Source organism: Nocardioides sp., from assembly GCF_030019515.1.
GTDB lineage: Bacteria > Actinomycetota > Actinomycetes > Propionibacteriales > Nocardioidaceae > Nocardioides.
The window spans coordinates 303,057-326,636 of sequence record NZ_JASEEQ010000004.1 but is presented as its reverse complement, the minus strand read 5'-3'; the positions used below and the strand labels follow the sequence as shown (position 1 = coordinate 326,636).

Annotated in this window: 21 protein-coding genes; 8 read left to right on the top strand and 13 right to left on the bottom strand. The window is 73.2% G+C overall.

Annotated elements, in window-relative coordinates:
- Window positions 1-16: 16 nt before the first annotated feature.
- Together QMC84_RS08245 and QMC84_RS08240 are read right to left on the bottom strand one after the other, a co-directional pair.
- Complete coding sequence (locus QMC84_RS08245; protein WP_300373720.1) at window positions 17-1,429, bottom strand: glycine--tRNA ligase; 1,413 nt, start codon at window positions 1,427-1,429, stop codon at window positions 17-19.
- A 58-nt stretch (window positions 1,430-1,487) separates the two neighbouring features.
- Complete coding sequence (locus tag QMC84_RS08240) at window positions 1,488-1,808, bottom strand: antibiotic biosynthesis monooxygenase (RefSeq protein ID WP_300373718.1); 321 nt, start codon at window positions 1,806-1,808, stop codon at window positions 1,488-1,490.
- An 88-nt stretch (window positions 1,809-1,896) separates the two neighbouring features.
- On the opposite strand from QMC84_RS08240, the gene QMC84_RS08235 reads away from it, so the two are divergent.
- From QMC84_RS08235 to QMC84_RS08220, 4 genes are read left to right on the top strand one after another with little or no spacing between them, the layout of a single operon-like run.
- Window positions 1,897-2,811, top strand: coding sequence for a metal ABC transporter substrate-binding protein (locus tag QMC84_RS08235; protein WP_300373716.1), 915 nt, complete (start codon window positions 1,897-1,899; stop codon window positions 2,809-2,811).
- Window positions 2,808-3,665 carry a metal ABC transporter ATP-binding protein gene (locus tag QMC84_RS08230; RefSeq protein WP_300373714.1) on the top strand — a complete coding sequence of 286 codons (858 nt, stop codon included), beginning with the start codon at window positions 2,808-2,810 and terminating at the stop codon, window positions 3,663-3,665. The genes QMC84_RS08235 and QMC84_RS08230 overlap by 4 nt, the downstream gene beginning before the upstream one ends.
- A complete protein-coding gene (locus QMC84_RS08225; protein WP_300373712.1) occupies window positions 3,662-4,675 on the top strand; it encodes a metal ABC transporter permease in 1,014 nt (337 codons plus the stop codon). Before QMC84_RS08230 ends, QMC84_RS08225 begins: the two co-directional genes overlap by 4 nt.
- A complete protein-coding gene (locus tag QMC84_RS08220; RefSeq protein ID WP_300373710.1) occupies window positions 4,662-5,069 on the top strand; it encodes a Fur family transcriptional regulator in 408 nt (135 codons plus the stop codon). The genes QMC84_RS08225 and QMC84_RS08220 overlap by 14 nt, the downstream gene beginning before the upstream one ends.
- Before the next feature lie 32 nt (window positions 5,070-5,101).
- Here QMC84_RS08220 and QMC84_RS08215 read toward each other — a convergent pair whose 3' ends face one another.
- The 5 genes from QMC84_RS08215 to QMC84_RS08195 form a co-directional block, all read right to left on the bottom strand.
- Window positions 5,102-6,706 carry an ATP-binding protein gene (locus QMC84_RS08215; protein ID WP_300373708.1) on the bottom strand — a complete coding sequence of 535 codons (1,605 nt, stop codon included), beginning with the start codon at window positions 6,704-6,706 and terminating at the stop codon, window positions 5,102-5,104.
- Window positions 6,707-6,715: 9 nt separating this feature from the next.
- The gene (locus tag QMC84_RS08210) at window positions 6,716-7,546 is read right to left on the bottom strand and encodes an isoprenyl transferase (RefSeq protein WP_300373706.1); all 831 of its coding nucleotides are present in this window, start codon (window positions 7,544-7,546) and stop codon (window positions 6,716-6,718) included.
- Between the two features lie 27 nt (window positions 7,547-7,573).
- A complete protein-coding gene (locus tag QMC84_RS08205) occupies window positions 7,574-9,151 on the bottom strand; it encodes a PAS domain-containing sensor histidine kinase (RefSeq protein WP_300373704.1) in 1,578 nt (525 codons plus the stop codon).
- Between the two features lie 149 nt (window positions 9,152-9,300).
- Window positions 9,301-10,035, bottom strand: coding sequence for a DNA repair protein RecO (gene recO / locus QMC84_RS08200; protein WP_300373702.1), 735 nt, complete (start codon window positions 10,033-10,035; stop codon window positions 9,301-9,303).
- A 30-nt stretch (window positions 10,036-10,065) separates the two neighbouring features.
- Window positions 10,066-10,923, bottom strand: a complete 858-nt coding sequence (locus tag QMC84_RS08195) for an alpha/beta fold hydrolase (RefSeq protein ID WP_300373700.1) — start codon at window positions 10,921-10,923, stop codon at window positions 10,066-10,068.
- Window positions 10,924-11,012: 89 nt separating this feature from the next.
- Between QMC84_RS08195 and QMC84_RS08190 the strand changes: the two genes are divergently transcribed.
- Window positions 11,013-13,775, top strand: a complete 2,763-nt coding sequence (locus QMC84_RS08190; RefSeq protein ID WP_300373698.1) for an ATP-binding protein — start codon at window positions 11,013-11,015, stop codon at window positions 13,773-13,775.
- Window positions 13,776-13,836: 61 nt separating this feature from the next.
- On the opposite strand, the gene leuA is transcribed toward QMC84_RS08190, so the two are convergent.
- Together leuA and QMC84_RS08180 are read right to left on the bottom strand one after the other, a co-directional pair.
- Window positions 13,837-15,591: a 2-isopropylmalate synthase gene (leuA, locus tag QMC84_RS08185; protein ID WP_300373697.1), complete on the bottom strand. Its 1,755-nt coding sequence runs from the start codon at window positions 15,589-15,591 to the stop codon at window positions 13,837-13,839.
- Between the two features lie 148 nt (window positions 15,592-15,739).
- Entirely contained in the window at window positions 15,740-16,921 is a 1,182-nt protein-coding gene (locus QMC84_RS08180) for a zinc-dependent alcohol dehydrogenase (RefSeq protein ID WP_300373695.1), read from the bottom strand.
- A 274-nt stretch (window positions 16,922-17,195) separates the two neighbouring features.
- Here QMC84_RS08180 and QMC84_RS08175 point away from each other — a divergent pair, with 274 nt between their 5' ends.
- Entirely contained in the window at window positions 17,196-18,032 is an 837-nt protein-coding gene (locus QMC84_RS08175) for a sigma-70 family RNA polymerase sigma factor (RefSeq protein WP_300373693.1), read from the top strand.
- Window positions 18,033-18,065: 33 nt separating this feature from the next.
- Here QMC84_RS08175 and QMC84_RS08170 read toward each other — a convergent pair whose 3' ends face one another.
- Complete coding sequence (locus QMC84_RS08170; protein WP_300373691.1) at window positions 18,066-19,601, bottom strand: SpoIIE family protein phosphatase; 1,536 nt, start codon at window positions 19,599-19,601, stop codon at window positions 18,066-18,068.
- Between the two features lie 176 nt (window positions 19,602-19,777).
- Here QMC84_RS08170 and QMC84_RS08165 point away from each other — a divergent pair, with 176 nt between their 5' ends.
- Window positions 19,778-20,578: a septum formation family protein gene (locus QMC84_RS08165; RefSeq protein WP_300373689.1), complete on the top strand. Its 801-nt coding sequence runs from the start codon at window positions 19,778-19,780 to the stop codon at window positions 20,576-20,578.
- Window positions 20,575-21,432 carry a septum formation family protein gene (locus QMC84_RS08160; RefSeq protein ID WP_300373687.1) on the top strand — a complete coding sequence of 286 codons (858 nt, stop codon included), beginning with the start codon at window positions 20,575-20,577 and terminating at the stop codon, window positions 21,430-21,432. The genes QMC84_RS08165 and QMC84_RS08160 overlap by 4 nt, the downstream gene beginning before the upstream one ends.
- Here QMC84_RS08160 and QMC84_RS08155 read toward each other — a convergent pair.
- From QMC84_RS08155 to QMC84_RS08145, 3 genes are read right to left on the bottom strand one after another with little or no spacing between them, the layout of a single operon-like run.
- Window positions 21,405-21,824, bottom strand: coding sequence for a nuclear transport factor 2 family protein (locus QMC84_RS08155; protein ID WP_300373685.1), 420 nt, complete (start codon window positions 21,822-21,824; stop codon window positions 21,405-21,407). The genes QMC84_RS08160 and QMC84_RS08155 overlap by 28 nt on opposite strands.
- Window positions 21,825-21,839: 15 nt before the next feature.
- Window positions 21,840-22,769 (bottom strand): GTPase Era, encoded by a 930-nt coding sequence (era, locus tag QMC84_RS08150; protein ID WP_300373683.1) that lies wholly within the window; start codon window positions 22,767-22,769, stop codon window positions 21,840-21,842.
- Window positions 22,766-23,539 carry a siderophore-interacting protein gene (locus QMC84_RS08145; RefSeq protein ID WP_300373681.1) on the bottom strand — a complete coding sequence of 258 codons (774 nt, stop codon included), beginning with the start codon at window positions 23,537-23,539 and terminating at the stop codon, window positions 22,766-22,768. Before QMC84_RS08145 ends, era begins: the two co-directional genes overlap by 4 nt.
- Window positions 23,540-23,580: the final 41 nt, after the last annotated feature.

Sequence of the window (23,580 nt, the reverse complement as noted above, 5' to 3'; positions counted from 1 at the left end):
TGTGCATGCCGGGTCGTCAGCAGCCGAGGAGACGCTCGGCGAAGTACCCGCTGATCCGATCCAGGCCGACCCGCTCCTGCTGCATGCTGTCCCGCTCGCGGACCGTGACCGCGTGGTCGTCGAGGGTCTCGAAGTCGACGGTGACGCAGTACGGCGTACCGATCTCGTCCTGGCGGCGGTAGCGCCGGCCGATCGCGCCCGAGTCGTCGAAGTCGACGTGCCACCCGGCCCGGCGCAGCTCCATCGCCAGGTCCTTGGCCTTCGGCGAGAGGTCCGCGTTGCGCGAGAGCGGCAGCACCGCGACCTTGACCGGCGCGAGCCGAGGATCGAGGCGCAGCACGGTGCGCTTGTCGACGCCGCCCTTGGTGTTCGGCGCCTCGTCCTCCTGGTAGGCGTCGACCAGGAACGTCATCAGGCTGCGCGACAGGCCGGCGGCCGGCTCGATGACGTAGGGGACGTAGCGCTCGTTGTTGGCCTGGTCGAAGTAGGACAGGTCCTGGCCGGAGTGCTTGGAGTGGGTGCTCAGGTCGAAGTCGGTGCGGTTGGCGATGCCCTCGAGCTCGCCCCACTCCGAGCCCGCGAACCGGAACCGGTACTCGATGTCGACGGTCCGCGTGGAGTAGTGGCTGAGCTTCTCCTGCGGGTGCTCGAAGTGGCGCAGGTTGTCGGCGTCGATGCCGAGGTCGACGTACCAGCGGGTGCGCTCGTCGATCCAGTACTGGTGCCACTCCTTGTCCTCGCCCGGCTTGACGAAGAACTCCATCTCCATCTGCTCGAACTCGCGGGTCCGGAAGATGAAGTTGCCGGGGGTGATCTCGTTGCGGAAGCTCTTGCCGATCTGAGCGATGCCGAACGGCGGCTTCTGCCGGCTCGAGGTCACGACGTTCGCGAAGTTGATGAAGATGCCCTGGGCGGTCTCGGGCCGCAGGTAGTGCAGGCCCTCCTCGTTCTCGATGACGCCGAGGTGGGTCTTGAGCAGGCCGGAGAACTGGCGCGGCTCGGTCCACGCGCCGCGGGTGCCGCAGTTGGGGCACGCGACGGTCTTGAGGTCGACGTCGTCGGGGTCGATCTCCTCGCCCTGGCGCCCCTTCTTCTCCGCGACCTCCTCCTGGAGGTGGTCGGCGCGGAACCGCTTGTGGCACGACTGGCACTCCGTGAGCGGGTCCATGAACGTGTCGACGTGGCCGCTGGCCTCCCACACCTGCCGCGGCAGGATGATGCTGGAGTCGAGGCCGACCATGTCGTCACGCATGGTGACCATGGCGCGCCACCACTGGCGCTTGATGTTCTCCTTGAGCTCCACGCCGAGCGGTCCGTAGTCCCAGGCGGAGCGGGTGCCGCCGTAGATCTCGCCGCACGGGTAGACGAAGCCCCTCCGCTTGGCGAGGGAGACGACGTGGTCGACGGTGGACGGCGGGGGCTTGGCCACGGTGGCGCTCCTGATGTCTTGGCCGGCTGGCTGCCGGTCAGAGGGTGGTCGGAAGGACTCAGCCTAGCGACCGGGTCGAGGCGACATTGAGGGTGGTGCCCGGCTCGGCGAGCTCGTAGGCGGACGGCTCGTCCACGGCGCGGCTCAGGATCGCGACCGCGTGCAGCTTCACGTCGTACGTCGAGAGCGCCCGCCGGTAGCTGCCCACGTTGGCCCAGCGGGTGGTCAGCACCCACAGCTCCGGGTCGTCGACGTTGCGGCCGATCTCGCCCCCGGCGTAGCCCGCGCAGGCGGCCAGCGTGCGGTGCGCGGTCTCGAGGTCGGCGCGCCAGGCCTCCCCGTCGGACAGCGGAACGCGGAACCTGTTGACGACCAGCACCGCTCGAATCTAGTCGACCCGTCGGGAATCGCAGGCGTAGGTGACGCCGAGTTGACAACGATTCTCACTTTGATTGAGAATCGTTCTCATGAAGAGACTCGTCGCCGTGACCCCTGCCGTCTTGCTCGCCCTCACCGGGTGCGCCGCGTTCAACGACGGCGGCAGCGACCACGCCCCCGCTACTGGTCGGGGGGCCGACGAGGTCCGGGTCGCGGCGGCGTTCTACCCGCTCGCGTTCGTCGCGGATCGGGTCGGCGGCGACCACGTGGACGTCACCAACCTCACCGCGCCGGGCGGCGAGCCGCACGACCTGGAGCCGTCGGTCGCGGTGACCGCCGAGATCGCCGAGGCCGGGCTCGTCCTCTACGAGCGCGGCTTCCAGCCGGCGGTCGACGCCGCGGTCGACGAGAACGCGACCGGCGACGTCCTGGACGCGGCCGACGTCGTCGACCTGGTGCCGTTCCGCGAGCACGGCGTCGACTCCCCCGAGACCGACCCGCACTTCTGGCTGGATCCGCTGCTGCTGGCCGATGTCGCCGACGCCGTCGCGGACCGCCTCGCGGAGGCCGATCCGGACCACGCCGAGGACTACCGCGCGAACGCCGCCGACCTGCGCGGGGACCTCGAGGGGCTCGACCGGGAGTACGCCGCCGGCCTCGCGAGCTGTGCCCGCACCACTGTGGTCGTCAGCCACGACGCGTTCGGCTACCTGCAGCGCTACGGCGTCGAGATGGAGGCGATCCTCGGCCTCTCCCCCGAGGCCGAGCCGACCCCGGCCGACCTGGCCCGGCTGCAGGACCTGATCCGCGAGGACGGCGTCACCACCGTCTTCTCCGAGTCGATCGTCAGCGCCAAGGCGGCCGAGGCCCTCGCCCGGGAGACCGGCGCCGCGAGCGACGTGCTGGACCCGCTCGAGGGGCTGACCGACCGCACCGCCGACGAGGACTACCTTTCCCTCATGAGCGCCAACCTCGCCGCCCTCGAGAAGGCGAACGACTGTTGAGCGCCGCACCGGGGTCCACCGGGCCCGTCGTCGAGCTCAGCGGCGGCGCCGTCGCCATCGCGGGCCGCCCGATCCTGCGCGGCATCGACCTCACCGTCCCCGCCGGGGAGTTCCTGGCGCTGATGGGCGCGAACGGGTCGGGCAAGTCGACGCTGGTGCGCGCGCTCACCGGGCTGCACCCCCTCGCCGCCGGGAGCCTGCGGCTGTTCGGCACGCCGTACGACGACTTCCACGACTGGCGCCGGGTCGGCTACGTCCCGCAGCGTGGCAGTGCCGCCTCCGGCGTGCCGGCCTCGGTGTGGGAGGTGGTCGCGTCCGGGCGGCTGACCCACCGCCCGCTGTTCCGCAGGCTGGGCCGGCGCGACCGCGCCGCGATCACCGACGCCCTGGAGGTCGTCGGCCTGGCCGACCGGGCCGGCGACGGCGTCTCGACGCTCTCCGGCGGCCAGCAGCAGCGGGTGCTGATCGCCCGCGCGCTGGCCGGGGAGCCCGAGCTGTTCTTCCTCGACGAGCCGACTGCGGGCGTCGACCTGCCCAACCAGCACGTGCTCGCCGACAGCCTCGCGACCCTGTCCGGGCGCGGCGCGACCGTGGTGCTGGTGGCCCACGAGCTCGGGCCGATGGCGACCCTGGTGGACCGGGCGGTGGTGATGCGCGACGGCCGGATCACCTACGACGGCCCGCCGCTGACCCACGACCAGGCGCACGAGCCGGAGCTCTCCGCACGCGTGGCGCTGGCCCACGTCGACGACCTCGACCCCGGACACCACCACGACCACGAGACCGTGGCGCGTCACGACCACGCGCCGCACGTCGCGTCTCCGCTCGACCGCCCCGCCGAGGAGGACCGGTGAACGACTACCTCCACCTGCTGGGCCTCCCGTTCATGCAGCGGGCCCTGATCGCGGCGCTGTTCACCGGGCTGGCCGCCCCCGTGGTCGGCACCTACCTCGTCCAGCGCCGGCTCTCGCTCATGGGCGACGGCGTCGGGCACGTCGCGGTCACCGGTGTCGCGCTCGGCCTGCTCACCGGGATCTCCCCGGTCTGGACGGCGGTGCTGGTCTCGGTGCTCGGCGCGATCCTGATCGAGGTGATCCGCGAGCGCGGGCACGCCAACGGCGACGTGGCGCTCGCGCTGCTGTTCTACGGCGGCCTCGCCGGCGGCGTCCTCATCACGGGCCTCGCCGGCCAGAGCGGGGCCCGGCTGCAGACCTACCTGTTCGGGTCCATCACCACGATGTCGGTGACCGACGTGCTCGTGACGATGGCGCTCGCCGGCGTCGTCGTCCTGCTGGGTCTCGGTCTGGCGCCCCAGCTGTTCGCGGTGGCGCAGGACCAGGAGTTCGCGCGGGTCGCAGGGCTCAACATCCGGGTCTACAACGTGCTGGTCGCGGTGCTCGCCGCGGTCAGCGTCAGCGTGGCGATGCGGACCGTCGGCCTGCTGCTGGTCTCCGCGCTGATGGTGGTCCCGGTCGCGACCGCCCAGCAGCTCACCCGCTCGTTCCGCGGCACCCTCGTCGCGGCGATGGTGCTCGGGACCGTGGCCGCCGTCGGGGGGCTGCTGATCTCCGCCGCCGCCCCCGACGGCACCACGGTCGCCCCCGGGCCGGCGATCGTGCTGCTCGCCCTGGCCTGCTTCACGGTCTCCTGGCCGGTCGGCATCTGGCTGCGCTCGCGGCAGCGGTTGCACCGCCCGTTCCCGGTGGTCTCGGCCGGCGCGCACCAGGTCGTCGAGGAGGGCGAGCACCCGCACGAGCACGGCGCGGACTGCGGTCACGTCGCGGTCCCGCACGGCGACCACGTCGACTACGTCCACGACGGTCACCGGCACGCGCCGCACGGGAGGCACTATGACGAGCACTGAGGACGGGGCGACCCCGCCCCTGCGCCCGACCCGACAGCGCCGCGCCGTCACCGAGGCGCTCGACTCGTTCAGCGACTTCCGCTCGGCCCAGGAGATCCACGAGCTGCTCGGCCGTCGCGGCGAGACGGTCGGCCTCGCCACGGTGTACCGCACCCTGCAGCGGCTGGCGGACACCGGCGACGTCGACGTGCTGCGCACCGAGGACGGCGAGGCGATCTACCGGCGCTGCTCGGAGGCCCACCACCACCACCTGGTCTGCCGCTCCTGCGGCGCGACGGTCGAGGTGGAGGGTCCTGCGGTGGAGCGGTGGACCCGCGCGATCGCCGCCGAGCACGGGTACGCCGATGTCAGCCACACCCTGGAGATCTTCGGCACCTGCGCTCGCTGCGGCTGAGCCCCCATCGCCGCTGAGCCGGGGCCGAGCGATCAGCCCAGGGGCAGCCGGACCCGGAAGGCGCTGCCGGTGCCGAGCTCGCTCTCGACCTCGATCCGGCCGCCGTGGCTCTCGACGATCGCCTTGGTGATGCTCAGGCCGAGGCCGACGCCCTGGATCGAGCGCTCCTCGGCCTCCCGGGTGCGGAAGAAGCGGGTGAACAGGCGGTCCCGGTCGGCGGCGGCGATGCCGATGCCGGTGTCGGCGACGCACAGCTCGGCACGGTCGGCGTCGACGGCCAGGCTCACCCGCACGCAGCCGCCGGCGTGGGTGTACTTCACGGCGTTCGAGAGGAGGTTGTCGACCACCTGCTCGAGCCGCTCGCGGTCGGCCATCAGCACCAGGGTCGGCGGCGCCTCAGCGGCGAGATCGACGCCCGCGCGCCGTGCGGCCGGGCCGGCCGCCTCGACGCCGTCCCGCACCACCGCCGCCAGGTCGACCGGCGCCCGGGCGACCGCCGTCGCGCCCTCGTCGAGGCGAGCACTGTGCAGCAGGTCGGCGACCAGCCGGTGCAGCCGGCCGCTGTTGCGGGCCATCACCTCGAGCTGGGCGACGACGTCGGGCGGCAGGTCGTCGCGTTCGAGCAGCAGCTGCGCGTAGCCGACGATGGAGGTCAGCGGGGTGCGCAGCTCGTGGGACACCGAGGCGACGAACTCGTCCTTGACCCGAAGCGCCCGCATGTAGTCGGTGACGTCCTTGTAGCCGAGCGCCGCGCCGGCGAGGTTCCCGGCGTCGTCCTCCACCCGGTGCGCTGAGACCGAGAGCGCCCGCCGGGTCAGTGGGTCACGGCCCACCCAGATCCGCACGTCCGTGAACTCCTCGCCCCGGCTGGCGCGGTAGGTCGGCAGCTCCTCGCGGGTCAGCTCGCGGGTCCCCTCCGCGTCGTACACGGCTCCGAGCTGGCCGGCCCTGCCGGAGTGCCCGTCGGGGAAGGCCAGCCCGATGAAGTCCGTCTGCCGCCGGTTGACGCCCTGGTAGGCCCCGGTGTGGTCCAGCAGCACGAGCCCGACGTCGACGGCGTCGAAGATCGCCTGGGAGACCCGGCGCTGGTGCTCGATCACCTCCGTGCCCGCCCGCACCCGCTCCAGCGCGTAGGAGATCGCCAGGGCGGCCCAGGTGGCGACCAGCGGGATCAGCACGGTGCGCGTGAGGTTGGCGCCCGACACGCCGAGGTAGGCCAGGCCCGGGGTGACGAGCAGCAGCGCGGTCGCGAGGAACACGACGACCGCGCCACGCGGTCCGTACTGGCGCCCGAGCCAGAGCGCCGGGACGACCGCGAGCGTGCCGGTCGCACCGCCACCCGGGTCCATCCGCGACAGCCCGAGGGCGAGGATGTCGACGACCGGCAGGATCCCGATCGTCCACGGCGCCGCGCGCTGCCAGGGGACGACGAGGGCCGCGGCCGTGGCGAGAGCGACCAGCACCAGGCCGGCCATCGGCCAGGACCCGAGTGCCAGGGGCGACCCGCCCGCCGCGCGCAGCAGGATGTCGGCGAGGAACAACACGGCGAAGACGGCCTGGACGAGCACCGGGTCCGGGTCGTCGGCGAACAGCAGGCGGCGATGCAGCCCGGCGAGCCTCTCGGCGACCCGGCCCATGACCCGGCCTCAGTCCTCGACCGGCGGGTGGCCGGTCGGCTGGTCGGTGGGCTGGTCGGTGGGCACCGGGTTGGGCGCGGCGCCGCCGTACCGCCGGTCCCGGCTCGCGTAGAGCTCGATCGCGTGCCAGAGGTGGCGCCGGTCGACGTCGGGCCAGAGCACGTCGGTGAAGACCAGCTCGGAGTACGCCGCCTGCCACAGCATGAAGTTGGAGAGTCGCTGCTCGCCGGAGGTCCGCCAGACCAGGTCGGCGTCGGAGACCTCGGGCACGTACAGGTGGCGCGCGAAGGTCCTCTCGTCGACCTTCTCCGGGTCCAGCCGGCCGGCGGCCACCTCACGCGCGATGCTGCGCGCGGTGTCGGCGAGCTCGGCGCGCCCCCCGTAGTTGACGCACATCGTCAACGTGAGCACGTCGTTGCGCCGGGTCAGCTCCTCGGCGACCTGCAGCTCGCGGATCACCGATCTCCACAGCCGTGGCGCCCGCCCGGCCCAGCGGACCCGGACCCCCAGCTCGTGCATCTCGTCCCGGCGGCGGCGGATCACGTCGCGGTTGAACCCCATCAGGAACCGCACCTCGTCGGGCGAGCGCGACCAGTTCTCGGTGGAGAAGGCGTACGCCGAGATCGCCTTGACCCCGATCTCGATGGCGCCCTCGACCACGTCGAACAGCGAGTGCTCGCCCCGCTCGTGGCCCCTGGTCCGCGGCAGCCCGCGCTCCTTGGCCCACCGGCCGTTGCCGTCCATGACGATGGCGACGTGCCGGGGCACCAGCTCCCGCGGGATCGCCGGGGGCCGCGCCCCCGTGGGGTGCGGCGTGGGCTGGCGCACGGCACGTTTCACGGCGGTGAGCCTAGTTGGGTACGGCCCTCAGGAGGCCAGTTGGGCGGCGTGCAGCGGCAGGACCACCCGGAACTCGCTTCCGCAGCCGGGCGCGCTGTCGACCTCGATCTGCCCGCCGTGGCTCTCCACGATCGACTTGGCGATGGACAGGCCGAGCCCGATGCCCTGGATCGCTCGCCGGTTCGCCTCCGCGCCGCGGACGAACCGGCTGAACATCCGGGCCTGGTCCGCCGGCTCGATCCCGATCCCGGTGTCCTTGATCGTGATCCGCACGCACCCGTCGTCGACGGTCGCGAGCACCCGGGCACTTCCTCCCGGCTCGGTGTACTTGATCGCGTTGGACACCAGGTTGTCGACCACCTGGGCGAGCCGCTGGGGATCGCCGGTGAAGGCGATCTGCTCGGGGACCTCGGCGTCGAGCTGTACGCCGACCCGGCTGGCCTGCGGTCGGGCGCCGGCGACGCACTCGCGGACGATCACCGCGAGGTCGGTGTCCTGCTCCCGCAGGGGAATCGGCCCTGCTGAGTGCTGCACCTCGTCGAGCAGGTCCTGGACCAGCCGCTCGAGCCGCTGGCCGTTGCGGGCGACCGCATCGAGCTGCTTGTGCAGCACCGGGTCGAGGTCGGTGCGCTCGAGGGCCACGGCGACGTACCCCACGATCGAGGTCAGCGGCGTCCGGAGCTCGTGCGAGACCAGGGCGACGAAGTCCTCCTTGACCTTCAGGGCGCGCATCAGGTCGGTGACGTCGGTGCACGAGAGCGCGGCGCCGACGACCCGCCCATCGGCGGCCTCGACCCGTCGGGCCGACATCGACAGCGCGCGCCGAGCCCCGTCGTCCCGGCCGACCCAGACGCGGACGTCGTCGAACTCCTCGCCGCGCCGAGCGCGCGAGGTCGGCACCTGCTCGCTCGGCAGCTGCGCGGTCCCGGACTCGTCGAACACCACGCCTGCGGCGGGGTCGGCGACGGGGAAGGCGAGGTCGGAGAAGCCGGTGAACCGCTGGTTGACCAGGGTGGGCCTGCCCTCGCGGTCGAGCAGCGCGAGGCCGACGTCGACGGCCTCGAACACGGCGTGCGCCGACCGACGGTTCCGCTCGATCACCTCGAGGGCGACGGCGAGCTCCGCCTCACGGGCCTCGGCCCGGGCCTGGGCGGTGCGCGCCGCGGCCAGGGCGGCATTGGTGGCGAAGGCGCTGAAGCCGGCCAGGACGGTCAGGAGGAGCAGCCACTCCACGTTGACCAGGTCGACGCCCCGCGACAGCAGGCCGGGCACCGCGACGAAGGCCACGGTCGCTCCCGTTGCCAGGGCCACGCCCCGCTGCCCGAGCTCGAGACCGAGCCAGATCGAGGGGAACACCACCAACCCGGAGGAGATCCCGACCTCGGGGCCGTGGGCGAGCATGCCGAGCGCGGCGATGTGGACCACGGCCAGGACCCGGGCCAGCACCTCGACGCGGGCGGCGGGCGCCATCAGCACGACCACGCTGCCGAGCGACGACATCGCGACGCCGGCGACCGGCCAGGACGCCAGGGCCACCGGTCCCTCGGCGGCGATGCGGAACCCGAGGGCGATGCCCAGGATCAGCGTGAAGGACGATTGGAGCACGCGCGGATCCGGCTCGCCACCGTTCCAGCACAGGTGCCGGACCACCCATCGGCATCGTGAGCCCCAAGCACGCACAGGTCACCTCCCGTCCATCGTCGCGGGAAGGATCGGCAAGGGGCTGCTGAACCTGAGGCCGGGGGGCCGCCGGGTCAGCGCTCGACGTACGCCATCGACTTCAGGCCGCGCTCCAGGTGCCAGGCCAGGTAGGCGGCGACCAGGGTGCTGGCCTCCTTGAGGTGCCGGGCCCCGGCGGGGTCGACCGCCGCCCAGTCTCCGGCGAGCAGGGCGCCGAGCAGCGCAACCGTCTCCGGGGCGGGCGAGGCGGAGCCCGGGACCCGGCAGGTCGAGCAGAGCATCCCGCCCATCGACGGGTTGAACCAGCGGTGGCCACCCTCGGCCGGCAGCGTGCCGCAGCGCGCGCAGTGCTCGAAGGACGGGGCGTAGCCGGCCACCGCCAGCGAGCGCAGCAGGTAGGAGTCGAGCACCTGCCCGGGGGCGTGCTCCCCCGCGACCATCGCCCGCAGCCCCCCGACCAGGAGCAGGAACTGCTGGACCGACGGCTCCCGCTCCTCGGCCACCAGCCGGTCGGCGGTCTCGAGCATCACGGTGCCGGCGGTGTAGCGGTCGTAGTCGAGCCCCAGCCCCTTGGAGAACGGGGTCAACGTCTCCGCCTGGGTGATCGTGTCGAGGCTGCGGCCCTCGGCCAGCTGCAGGTCGACGTGGGTGAACGGCTCGAGCCTCGAGCCGAAGCGCGAGGTGGTGCGGCGCACCCCCTTGGCGACCGCGCGGACCCGGCCGCGCTGCCGGGTGAGGAGCGTGACGATCCGGTCGGCCTCACCCAGCTTGTGGGTGCGGAGCACGATCGCCTCGTCGCGGTAGAGCACCCACCCATTGTGCCGTGCGGACGTCGCGATTCAGGCCCCGGAGCGGCGGCGTCGGCGGGGTGTCTTCCAGCACCCGGTGGCCAGGCCGATCGCGGCCCGGTCCAGGCGCTCGGGGGTGAGCCGCCACTCGAGGACCGAGCGGGCCTTCACGAAGGTCCCCCGCGGCAGCTCCTCGGCGAGCATCCGGGCGTCGGCCAGCGGGTGCATCGGGTCGCCCGGGTGGCCGACCACGAGGGCCGGCACGGGGATCGCTCGCCGCTCCCGTGCCGAGGGGGCCGCGCGGCCGAAGAACAGCCCGTGCAGCAGCGCGGCCAGCGCTCCGGGGCGCTGGTCGCAGGTGTCGAGCGCGATGCCGGCCCAGAACGGCACGATCCCCCGCGGCACCGGCCGGGTCAGCCTGCGCAGGACCCGCACCGAGAGGGGCAGGAAGCGAGCCGCGAGCAGCAACGGGCCGAAGGCGAGGATCCCCGCCTCCACGCCGTTGTCGAGCATCGGCGCCTCGATGATCAGGCCGCGTACCCTCGCGGGCGCGATCGCCGCGGTCTCGAGCGCCACGTTCGCGCCGAGCCCGGTGCCGCCGACCACCGCCTGGGCGACGCCCAGGTGGTCGAGGAGCGCGACCGCCTGCTCGGCGAACGCCGTCACGGAGTACGCGTGCGGGTCGGCCGGGCGGTCGGACCGGCCGTGGCCGAGCGGGTCGAGCGTGAGCACGTGCAGACCGTCGGCGGCCAGCACCCGGGCCAGCGGCTGCTGCATCCGGCGCGGCATCAGCTCCCCGGGCAGCAGCAGCACCCAGGCGTCCCCGGAGCCGTACTCGGTGTACTCGAGGCGGTCGCGGCCGGCCTCGGTCTCCACGAAGAGCTGCCCGATCCGCTCCGACACCAGCATGGGCCCAAGATAGGCCACCCGCCGAGCGCCGGACCCCGTCCGCCGCGTGGGAGCGTGCACTCGGCGGGCGCGTGGATGAGACTGCGGCCATGTCGTCGTCTCGTCGCGGGCAACTCGGCTGGCCCGCGGCCGTGGGCCTGCTGGCGGGCGTCTACGTCGCGGGTGTCGGCGCGGTGGCGTTCGCCCCCCAGGACGACCCCGTCGCGACCTGGTGGCCCGCCGCAGGGCTCGCGGCCGTGCTCGTCGCCGCGAGCCCGCGGCGCCGCTGGTGGGTGCTGGCGCTGGGGATCTGCGTCGTGAGCGGCGCAGCGAACCTCACCGCGGGCCGGCCCCTCGACGTCTCGGCGGCCTTCGGGGTGGCGAACACGTCGGACGCGCTGGTGGCGAGCGCGGTGCTGTGGCACGGAAGGGGCCGGCTGCCGCGCCTGGACTCGCTCGACGACTTCCTCCGGCTCGCGGCCGCAGCCCTGCTCGGGGGACTCACGATGGCGACGATCGGAACCGCCGGGGTGCACCTGTTCGAGGGCGGCTCGTTCGGGCGGATCTGGCTCTCGCTCGGCGCCTCGCACGCCGCGGCCACCCTGGTGATCGTGCCGCTCGCGATGGCCCGGCCGGCGATCCGCTCCACCCGCCGCTGGGAGGTACCCCTCCAGGTGGTCGTCCTGGCCACGATCACGCTCACGGTGTTCTCCCCGAACCAGTCCCTCTCCCTGTCCTTCCTTCCGCTCCCGGTCATCGTGTGGGCCGCGTTGCGCTTCGACCTGCTCCTCACGGCCTGGGAGCTCGTCGGGTTCGCCGTCGTCATCACCTTCCTGACCGCCCACGGGTACGGGCCGTTCGGAGCCCACTACCGCACCGGCGAGATCGACGCCCGGACGATGGGATCCCTCTCGCAGCTCTACCTCGTGTGCACGGCACTGCTGTCCCTCCCACTCGTGATCGCCGTCGGCCAGCGCCGACGGCTGCTCGAGCGGCTGACCTCCCGTGAGCGGCTCTTCCGGCGCAACTTCACCGAGTCGCTGATCGGCATGGTCCTGCTGCGCAGCGAGGACACGCCCCTCGAGATCGTCGACGTCAACGAGGCGGCGGCGCGGATCATCGGCCGCGCCGGGTCGCCGGTGGGCCGCGGGCTCGCCGACGTGCTCGACACCGCCGAGCCGCTGGATCTCGTCGCCGCGCGGATGCTCGCGGGCAACCTGGACGGGTGGCGCGCGCAGACCGGGCTCCGGGACCGCCGCGGCGCCCGGGTCAACGTCGCGATCTCGCTGCTCACCACCGGTCCTGAGGCGACGTTCTCCGCCCAGCTGCAGGACGTCACCGCGGAGTACGACGCACGCCGCCGGCTGGAGGCGGCCGAGAAGCTGACCAGCGCGACCCTCGACACGACCGCGGCGATGATCCTCGTGACGGACCTGATGGGCGTCGTCCTCCGCGTCAACGGCGCGACGACCACGCTCACGGGCTTCGACGAGCACGAGCTGGTCGGGGTCGAGGTCTGGGACCTCCCGTTCGCGCCGCCCGGGTCCGACGGCTACCCGGCCGGGCTCCCGGACGCCATCGACGGCCAGGTCGGCCGGGAGACCGACGTGGTGACCCGCTCCGGACAGCGCCGGCGGATCCAGTGGAACACCGGGTACGTCCACGACGACCGCAACCGGCCCACCCACGTCGTGCTGACCGGCACCGACCTCACGGTGGAGCGGATGGCCGCCGGGCTGAACCGGCACCTCCTCGAGGCCGCGATCAGCACGGCCCTCATCGGGATGGACACGGCCGGCCGGATCACGGTCTTCAACCCGGGCGCCGTCAACCTGCTCGGCTACGACGGCCAGGACACGGTCGGGACGCCGTTCGTAGACCTCTTCGATCCCGAGCAGCTCGCCGAGCGCCTGTCCGGCGCGACCGGTGAGGATGCCTTCGCGCGCCTGGTCGAGGGCATCGACAGCGGCGTCGCGACGCCGACGCTGGACTGGGTCTGGATCGGCGCCGACGGACGTCGCCATACCGTCTCGATGTCGCTCAGCGTCGCCGCCGACACGTTCGCCGCGCGGGTCGGCTACCTGTGCGTCGGTCGCGACGTCACCGAGGCACGGGCCAGCCAGGAGATGCTCGTCGCGGCGCTGGAGAAGGAGCGGTTGGCGGTCGAGCGGCTGCGTCAGCTCGACGTGGCCAAGAGCGAGTTCGTCTCGACCGTGAGCCACGAGCTGCGCACCCCGGTGGCCAGCATCGTGGGCTACACCGAGCTGCTCGAGGACGGCACGGTCGTCGACCCGGCGCCCGAGCAGCGCCCGATGCTGGAGAGCATCGCCCGCAACGGCCAGCGGCTGATCCTGCTGTGCGACGACCTGCTCACGCTCAGCGGGCTCGACTCGGGCGTGACCTCCTGGCAGCACGACACCCTCGACCTGACGACGCTGCTGGACACCGCCGAGGAGGCGATCCGGCCCCAGCTCGCCGGGCGCGACCTCCGGCTGTCACTGACCGCGGACCCCGGGCCGGTCCTGGTGCTCGGCGACCGGATCCAGCTCGAGCGGGTGCTGATCAACCTGCTCGGCAACGCGGTCAAGTTCACCGAGGACGGCGGCCGCATCGCGTGCCGGGTCAGCCGCCAGGACGACGAGGCCTGGCTCTCGGTCACCGACACCGGCCTGGGCATCCCGGTCGAGGAGCAGCCCGGGCTGTTCCAGCGCTTCTTCCGGTCCTCGACCGCGAAGGTGCACGCGATCCAGGGCACCGGCCTGGGCCTCTCGATCGTGGCCGCGACGGTCGCCGCCCACGGTGGGCGGATCGACGTCGAGTCCGCCCACCTGGAAGGAACCACCTTCACCGTGCGCCTACCGCTCGCCAGGTAGCGGCCAGCGCGCCAAGCGCCGACCGCACCACATCGTCGGCGTCGGCGTCGGCGTCGGACGATCAACCCTCGTGCTGACCCGCGGGCGGACTGACGGCGGAGTCGACGCGCGAGACGCGGTTGACGGCGCTGGTCACGGCCTTGAGGGAGGCGGTGAGGATGTTCGCGTCCACGCCGACGCCCCAGTAGACCTGGTCGCGCACGAGGCACTCGACGTACGCCGCGGCGAGCGCGTCGCCTCCAGCGGAGAGCGCGTGCTCGGCGTAGTCGAGGACGCGCACGTCCCACTCGTGGGGCAGCTCGTTGATCGCGTTGACGAACGCCGCGATCGGACCGTTGCCCTCACCGTGGAGCGAGGTGATCTCGCCGTCGACGTAGACGTTGACGTCGAGCGCGTCCTTCTCACCCGCTGCGGAGGAGGTGTGGACGGAGTTGAGCTTCAGCGGCGTGGTGCGGTCGAGGTACTCGGCCCGGAAGATGTTCCAGATCTCGTCCGCGGTGAGCTCGCCGCCCTCGGCGTCGGTGCGCTCCTGGACGACCCGGCTGAACTCGATCTGGGCGCGGCGCGGCAGGTCGAGCTTGTGCTCGGCCTTGAGGATGTAGGCGACGCCGCCCTTGCCGGACTGGCTGTTGACCCGGATCACGGCCTCGTAGGTGCGGCCGACGTCCTTCGGGTCGATCGGCAGGTACGGCGCGTCCCAGGGCAGCTGCCCCACGGGCACGTCCTGCTCGGCCGCCTGCCGGTCGAGATCCTCCAGGCCCTTCTTGATCGCGTCCTGGTGGGACCCGGAGAACGCCGTGTAGACCAGGTCGCCGGCGTACGGGTGCCGCGGGTGGACCGGCAGCTGGGTGCAGTACTCGACCGTGCGCCGGATCTCGTCGATGTCGGAGAGGTCCACCTGGGGGTCCACGCCCTGGCTGAACAGGTTCAGCGCCAGCGTCACGAGGTCGACGTTGCCGGTGCGCTCGCCGTGCCCGAACAGGCAGCCCTCGACCCGGTCGGCGCCGGCCATCACGGCCAGCTCGGTGGCGGCGACAGCCGTCCCGCGGTCGTTGTGGGGGTGCAGCGAGATCACGGTGTTCTCGCGGCGGGTCAGCTGCCGGGAGAACCACTCGATCTGGTCGGCGTAGACGTTGGGCGTCGCGACCTCGATGGTCGCGGGCAGGTTGAGGATGATCTCGCGGCCGTCATCGGGCTGCCAGACGTCCGAGACCGCCTCGCACACCTCGGCCGAGAACGGCAGCTCGGTGCTGGTGAAGATCTCCGGGCTGTACTCGTAGCCGATCACCGTGGTGTCGAGGTTGCTCTCGACGTGCTTCATCACCAGCTGGGTGCCGCGCACCGCGATGTCCTTGACCTCGTCCTTGCTGGCGCGGAACACCACCCGGCGGAACAGCGGCGCGAGCGCGTTGTAGAGGTGGATGTTGGCCCGCGGCACCCCGATCAGCGACTGGACGCTGCGCTCGATGAGGTCCTCGCGCGCCTGGGTCAGCACCGAGATCGTCACGTCGTCGGGGATGTGGTCGCCCTCGATGAGCTGACGTACGAAGCTGAAGTCGGTCTCGCTGGCCGACGGGAAGCCGACCTCGATCTCCTTGTAGCCCATGCGCACCAGGAGGTCGAACATCTTCATCTTGCGCGCGGGCGACATCGGGTCGATCAGCGCCTGGTTGCCGTCGCGCAGGTCGGTGGAGAGCCACCGAGGCGCCTGCGTGATCGTCCGGCTCGGCCAGGTGCGGTCGGGCAGGTCGATCGGGGGGAACGGGCGGTAGCGCTGGAACGGCATACCGCTGGACTGCTGCTGGGGAATGGTCATGGGGTCCTCGCTCGGGTCGGTGCGGGGCCGGCGCACGCTCTCACACCGCAGCGAGGGGGTCCGGAGTGCCCGGGTGGGCTCAGACCTCGCTGCGGCAGCGAAGGAGGAGGCTGCACGTCATGACGCGGACCACTCTAGCCCACGCGGGTCACGGCCGGAACAGCACCTTGACCATCCCGTCCTCCTTGGCCTGGAACGACGCGTACGCCTGGGGTGCCGCGTCGAGGGGCAGGTGGTGGGTCGCGAAGCCCTCGACGCCGAGGTGGTCCTCGTCCTGCTGGAGCAGCGCGAGCAGCTCGTCGGTCCAGGCCCGGACGTTGGCCTGACCCATCCGCAGCTGGAGCTGCTTGTCGAACAGCTGCATCATCGGCATCGGGTCCGAGGTGCCGCCGTACACGCCCGAGATCGACACGGTCCCTCCCCGGCGCACCGCCTCGAAGGCGAGGTACAGCGCCGCGAGCCGCTCCACGCTCAGGTTGGTCATCATCAGCTGCTGCAGCTTCTTGGGCAGCAGCCGCAGCGACTTCTGGACCGCCTCGGCGACCGGCGAGCCGTGCGCCTCCATGCCGACCGCCTCGAGGACGCTGTCCGCGCCCCGCCCGCCGGTCAGCCCGCGGACCTGCTCGGCCACGTCGTCGATCTCGCCCAGGTCGAGGATCTCGGCGCCCCGGGCCGACACCCTCGCCAGTCGCTCGGGCACCCGGTCGACGACGATCACGCGGATCCCGCGGTGCAGCGCGATCCGGGTGGCCATGTCCCCGATCGGCCCGGCGCCGAGCACGAGGAGCGTGCCACCCTCCGGGATCGCGGCGTACTCCACGCCCTGCCAGGCGGTCGGCAGCACGTCGGACAGGTAGACGAAGCGGTCGTCCGGCGGCCCGTGCGGCACCTTGACCGGCAGGAAGTCCGCGAACGGCACCCGGAGGAGCTCGGCCTGGCCACCGGGCACGGCGCCGTACAGCGAGCTGTAGCCGAACAGGCTCGCGCCGGTGCCGGTCTCCCTGTTCTGCGTCGTCTCGCACTGGCTGTAGAGCCGGCGCTCACACATCCAGCACGATCCGCAGCTGATGTTGAACGGGACCACCACCCGGTCGCCCACCGAGAGCGCGGACACCTGCGCGCCGACCGCCTCCACCACGCCCATCGGCTCGTGGCCGACGATGTCGCCGGGCGTCATGAACGGGGTCAGCGGGTCGTAGAGGTGCAGGTCCGAGCCGCACAGCCCCGTGCTGGTGACCCGGATCACCGCGTCCGTGGGCTCCTCGATCCGGGCGTCGGGGACCTCCTCCACGCGGATGTCCTTGCGGCCCTGCCAGGTCACAGCCTGCATCGGTTCCTGCCTTCCTGCTCTCGGTCGACTTCCACCGCGGGTACCCAGGCCGGCCCGCGGCGGCATCACCCCTACGGGTGGTCTTGGCGTGCCGAGGGCCCGGCGGCGTTTCTCGCCCGGGACCCCCGGGTAAGGGCCCCGACGTGGCGTCCCACGCCGCCGCGAGGTTGCGCAACCGGGCTGAGCCGGTAGCGTCGCCAGGGAGGAGACGGACGCTCGAACCTTGCCGAAGGACGTCGGCAAGGCCCCCATTCACTCGGGATGGAGGTGCCCGATGACCGCGTTGCCCACCCGTTCGACGGACGGCCCTCTCGACCAGATCGACCCGACCACGGACCCCGATTGCGGGCTCACCCGGCCCGAGCGGTCCGAGCAGACGGCCCGGCTCCTCGACGAGGCCCAGCACAGCAGCGATCCCGAGCAGCGCGAGGAGGCGCTCGGGCGGGTCGTGGTGATCAACCGCGGCGTCGCCGAGGCCGTCGCCGCCCGGTTCCGCAACCGCGGGGTCCCCCAGGAGGACCTGCGTCAGGTCGCCTACGAGGGCCTGACCAAGGCCGTGCACCGCTTCGACCCCGAGCTGCGGAACGACCTGCTCACCTATGCGGTCCCCACCATCCGCGGCGAGCTGCAGCGCTACTTCCGCGACCAGGGCTGGACCGTGCGCCCGCCGCGCCGCATCCAGGAGCTCCAGTGGCGGGTGAACCAGGTGATCGAGCGGCTCACCCAGGAGCGCGGCCGCGAGCCCTCCGAGGCCGAGATCGCGGCCGAGCTCGACACGACGGTCGAGGAGTACCGCGACGCCGCGTCCGCGTTCGGCTGCTTCCAGCCGGCCTCCCTGGACCAGCCGGTCGGGCGCGAGAGCGAGACGCCGGTCGGCGACCTGCTCGCCGGCGAGGATGCCGACGGGTCCGCGACCGAGGCCCGGATGATCCTGGCGCCCGTCGTACGCCGGCTCCCCGAGCGGCACCGCCGCATCCTGTACCTGCGGTTCTTCGAGGACCTCACCCAGGAGGAGATCGGCAAGGACCTCGGGGTCACCCAGATGCAGGTCTCCCGCCTGCTCAGCCGGATCCTCGGCGACCTGAGGGAGGAGCTGCAGCAGGCCGGGTGAGCCCAGCCCGGACGCTCGCGGGCGGCGAGGCCGTCAGCCGGTCGGGCCGTTCGTCGTCTCGTGGGGCACCCGGGTCAGGTCCAGCACCAGCTCGGCCACGCTGCCGGCCGGCGCCCGCAGCACCACCGGCGCGTGCACGGCGGCCATGCCCGGGACGGCGTCGCTGAGCACCTGAACGGCGCCGCTGCAGAGCAGGGTCACGCCCGAGAGGTCCACGACGACCGACGGACCCGCCCCGGCGGTCGAGCGGCGCACCTCCGCTGCGAGCCGGTCGACGCTGAGCTGGTCCACGGCGCCGCCCAGGCGGAGGTCGCCGCCCGCGCCCCGCCGGATGGTCAGGCCCGGCAGCTCCCGACCCGGCCGGGCCCGGCCGTCAGGGCCGACCGCGGCCGCGGTCAGCAGGGGTGCGGGACGCAGGGGGCGGTGGCGGACCCGCAGGTGGGTGCCGGCCTCGGCGGGCACCGGCTCGAGGTGGTCGACGAAGCCGCTGGCGAGGGCCAGCCCGCGGTGGGCCCGGTCGGGCGAGCGCGGCCGCCACCGCCCGTCGTCGGCCACGTCCACCTGGATGCATCCCTCGTCGGTATGGGTGGCCCGGACCCGCACCGAGGTGCGCGTCGCGTGCGACCCCGCCGGGTAGGCGTGCTCGACGGCGTTCCCCACCAGCTCGCCCACCGCCTGCTGCAGCGCGAACTGGTCGATCGCGGACAGCCGCAGGTCGGCGAGCCACCCGCCGAGCTCGAGGCGGACCACCCGGAGGGTGTCCGGCAGCGCGGGCAGGTCGAGCACCAGGTCCGCGGTCGCGCCGGGGAGCAGCCGGGCGGCGAGCACGGTGGCGTCGTCGGTGACGCCCGTGTCCCGGGTCAGTCGCTCGAGGGTGCGCTCGCAGGCGTCCTCGGCGGTCGCGCCCGCCGGCGCCTGCGCGGCGTCCCGGCACGCCCCGGCGGCCACGGCCAGCAGGTCGTCCAGACTCGACCCAGGGACCGCGTCGGGGCGGACGAGCAGGCCGTCGGTGTAGAGCAGCAGCAGGTCGCCCGGGTCGAGGGCCGCGTCCGCGCCCGGCAGCGGCGTACCGCTGCCGAGCGGGCCGCCTCCGGTGACCGGCAGGAACGCCGCGGACCCGTCCGCCCGGACCACCAGCGGCGGCGGGTGGCCGGCGGTGCAGTAGCGCACCGACGCCCGCGCGCCGCCGGCGGGATCGACCAGCGCGACGGCTGCGGTGGCGCCGCGCGCCTCGGGCACGGCCGCGGCGAAGCGGGAGGCATCCTGGAGCGCGGCCAGCGGGTCCTCCCGGGAGAGCAGCGCCGCGGTGAGCACCGCACGGAGCTGTCCCATGGCCGAGGCCGCGCCGACGCCCTGGCCGACGACGTCGCCGACGACGAGCCCGACCCGGCCCCCGCCCAGCGGCACCGCGTCGAACCAGTCGCCGCCGGCCGAGCGTTCGTCCTCGCAGAGCAGGTAGCGGGCGGCCACGTCGACCCGGGGCAGCGCGACCACGCCGCCCGGCAGGAGGGCGTCCTGCATGGTGGTCACGACGTGCCGGTCACGCTGCCGGAGTCCTTCCCGGTCCACCGCACACCCCCTCGTCGTATACGCTGCCCCTGCCATCCCCGTGGCCCGGGGCACCGGGTCCGTCCTTGCCGCCCGGGTACCCGATCCGTCCCGGATCACTACGACGGGTGCCCCCGTGCCCGGCCCGCGGCGGTACGATCACGCGGACTCTGGCCCGCACCCTGCGAGGAGGAACCGTGCCGTTGGCCGAGCGCCGCCGTGCGCGGCTGGGCGCGCTCGCGCTCGGGCTGGCGCTGACCGGTGCCCTCGCTGCGTGCGGTGACGAGGCGACGCCCGCCGCGGCCGACACGGCCCCGGACCTCGGCGCCTGCCGGGTGCTCGCCCCCGAGGACGTCGCCCGGTCGAGCAACACCACCGCTCCGGTCGACTGCACCGAGCCGCACACGGCCGAGACCTACGCCGTCGGCCAGCTGCCGGACACCTTCGACGACGTCGACTACGACGACGGGGGCCTCGGCTCCTGGGCCTACGAGACGTGCTCCCAGGCGTTCATGGACTTCCTCGGCGCCGACGAGAGCCTGGTGATGCGCACCGTCGTCAGCTGGGCCTGGTTCCGGCCGAGCGAGGACGCCTGGGACGACGGCGCACGCTGGTACCGCTGCGACGTCGTCGGCGGCGGCGAGCAGAGCAAGGAGTACGTCGACCTGCCGACCACGGCCAAGGGCCTGCTGCTCGGCCGCCCGAAGGACCACTGGATGGTCTGCGCCGACGGGCCGACGGTCGCCGGCTCGGTGAAGGTCCCGTGCAACGAGCCGCACCAGTGGCGCGCGGTGACCACGATCGCCCTCGGCGACCAGGGCGACGACTACCCGGGCGACCGGGTGGTGGAGGTCACGACCCGGGACTTCTGCTCCAAGTCGGTCGGCGCGTGGCTGAACTACCCGGTCGACTACGACTTCGGCTACACGTGGTTCCACCAGGCGGAGTGGGACGCGGGCAACCGCCGGTCGGTGTGCTGGGCGAAGACCGACCAGTGACCCGGCCGTCCGCCACCGTGGTGCCGACCGCCGTGCTGGCAGCGGGCCTGGCCGTGGGCCTGGCCGTGGGTGTCGCCGGCTGCACCGGCGGGGACGACCCGACGGCGGACCGGCCGCCCGCCGCACCGAGCAGCACCCCGGTGCCGCCGCCGTCCGCCACGCCGGTCCCGGCCCCGCCGGACCGGGCCTGCTACCGGCTGGCCTACGACGAGGCGATCGCGCCCACCACCGACCACCAGCCGGTCGCCTGCCGCTCCCGGCACACCTCGATGACGTTCGCCGTGGGCAGGCTCGACACGGTCGTCGACGGGCACCTGCTCGCGGTCGACGCGGACCGGGTGCAGGCCCAGGTCGCCGAGGCCTGCCCCGAGCGGCTGGCCGCGTTCGTCGGCGGCACCCGGGAGGACCGGCGGCTCAGCATGCTGCGCGCCGTGTGGTTCACGCCCAGCGTCGAGGAGTCGGACTCCGGCGCGTCGTGGTACCGCTGCGACGTGGTCGCGCTGGCCGCGCAGGACCGGCTCGCGCCGCTGACCGGGCGCCTGGCGGGCGTGCTCGACGAGACCGCGGGCCGGGACCGCTACGCCATGTGCGGCACCGCACAGCCCGGGACGAAGGGCTTCGAACGGGTCGTCTGCGCGGCCGAGCACTCCTGGCGCGCGATCGCGGTCGTCCCGCTGGCCGGGACCGCCTACCCGGGCGAGGAGAAGGTGCGCGCGGCCGGGGAGGGCCCGTGCCGCGACGCGGGCGCCGCGGCGGCCGAGTCCTCGCTCGACTACCAGTGGGGCTACGAGTGGCCGACCGCGGAGCAGTGGGCCGGCGGCCAGCGCTACGGGCGCTGCTGGGCTCCGGGCTGAGCCGCTGCCAGCCTGGCGAGCTCCGCGGCCATCAGCTCGATCAGCCGCTGCAGGCCCGTGAAGGGGCGGACCATCACGGTGAAGTCGGTGAGCCGCCCGTCCTCGCCCCAGGTCAGCATGTCGACGCCGTGGACGGTCCGCCCGTCCAGCTCGGCGCGGAACTCCAGCACCGCCGAGGAGTCGTCGTACCACTCGCGGAGGTAGGTCAGCGTCGGGCCGAGCACCACGATCGCGGCGGAGAGGTACGCCGTGGTCAGGTCGCGCCCCTCCTGCGGCGTGTGGACGGCCGGCGAGCGGAACGTGACGTCGTCGGCCAGCAGCTCGGCCAGGCCGGCGGGGTCGCGGGCCTCGGCGATCGCGTGCCAGCGCGCCAACGGCGCGGGACGGCTCATCAGGACCCCCCCTTCCTAGAAGCCCAGCTTCCTGAGCTGGCGCGGGTCTCGCTGCCAGTCCTTGGCGATCTTGACGTGCAGGTCCAGATAGACCGGGGTACCGAGCAGCGCCTCGATCTGGGTCCGGGCGCGGGTGCCGATGTCGCGCAGCCGGGCGCCCTTCGGTCCGATGATGATGCCCTTCTGGGAGTCGCGCTCGACGTAGAGGTTCGCGTGCACGTCGAGCAGCGGCTTGTCGTCGGGACGCCCCTCGCGCAGGCCCATCTCCTCGACCACGACCGCCACCGAGTGCGGCAGTTCGTCGCGCAGGCCCTCCAGGGCGGCCTCGCGGATCAGCTCCGCGGCGAGGATCTCCTCGGGAGCGTCGCTGAGCTCGCCGTCGGGGTAGAGCTGCGGCCCCTCGGGCAGCAGCCCGACCAGCAGGTCCGCCAACAGCCCCACCTGGTCGCCCGACCGCGCCGAGACGGGGACGATCTCGGCCCACTCGGTGCCGGTCTCGGAGCCCAGGCGCGCGATGTCGAGCAGGTGCTCGGCGATCCGGTCCGCGGAGGCGAGGTCGGTCTTGGTCACGACCGCGACCTTGGTGGTGCGCTTGATCTTCGCCATCTCGTTGACGATGAATCGGTCGCCCGGGCCGACCTTCTCGTTGGCCGGCAGGCAGACCGCGACCACGTCGACCTCCGCGAGCGTGGTCTTCACGAGGTCGTTGAGCCGCTCCCCCAGCAGGGTCCGGGGCCGGTGCAGCCCGGGGGTGTCGACCAGGATCAGCTGCGCGTCGTCGCGGTGCACGATGCCGCGCACCACCGTGCGCGTGGTCTGCGGCTTGTCGGAGGTGATCACGACCTTGCTGCCGACCAGGGCGTTGGTCAGCGTCGACTTGCCGGCGTTGGGTCGGCCGACGAAGGACACGAACCCGCTCCGGTGCTTGCTCGGCTGCTCGGTCATGAGTGGTCCCTCGCCTCGTCGTACTCGGCCCAGATCTGCTCGTCGGACTTCCCGGCCGCCTTGCCGGCCCGGTAGATCGGGCCCGGGTCGACGGCGCGCGGCTGGCGCTGCGCGTTGGCGCGCCAGTAGCCCATCACGTCGTACGCCATGCTCGGCAGGCGGCGCACCCGCATCAGGTGCTTGCGGATCGCGCGCATCTGCGCGGACTCGCCCGCCATCCAGAAGTAGCCCTCGCCCTCCGGCCAGTCGATGCCCTCGACGACCTCGGCCAGCCGGCTCCGGCCCGCGCCCGGCGGGGCCAGCCAGGTGACCTGCGGGCCGGCCGGGAGGTAGTCCGGCAGCTCGTCCGGCACCTCGGCGAACACGTACGTGCGCACCTGGACGCCGTCGGCGATCCGGGCCATCGCCGGCAGCGCGGTCAGGTCCCCGACCAGGATCAGCCACTGCGCGTCCGCCGGGATCGCGAACGAGCCCTTGGCCTCGGTGATCGTCACCGTCTGTCCCACGACGTCCAGCTGCGCCCACTCGGTGACGAGCCCGGTCTCGTGCACGACCACGTCGACCACCAGCTCCGTGCCGTCCCAGGAGCGCACCGTGTAGTAGCGGCTCTGGAACTGCCCGGGCACCACCAGGCCCACCCACTCGTCGGGGATGCCGGTGCTCGCGAAGCCCGCGAGGCCCGCACCGCCCAGGGTGAGCCGGACCAGGTGCGCCGAGAGCCGCTCGCAGCGCAGCACCTGCGCGTCGTACTGCTGGGCCCTCGTGCTCACGGGTCGAGGCTATCGGTGCCCGCACCCGGGTGGCCCGCGCA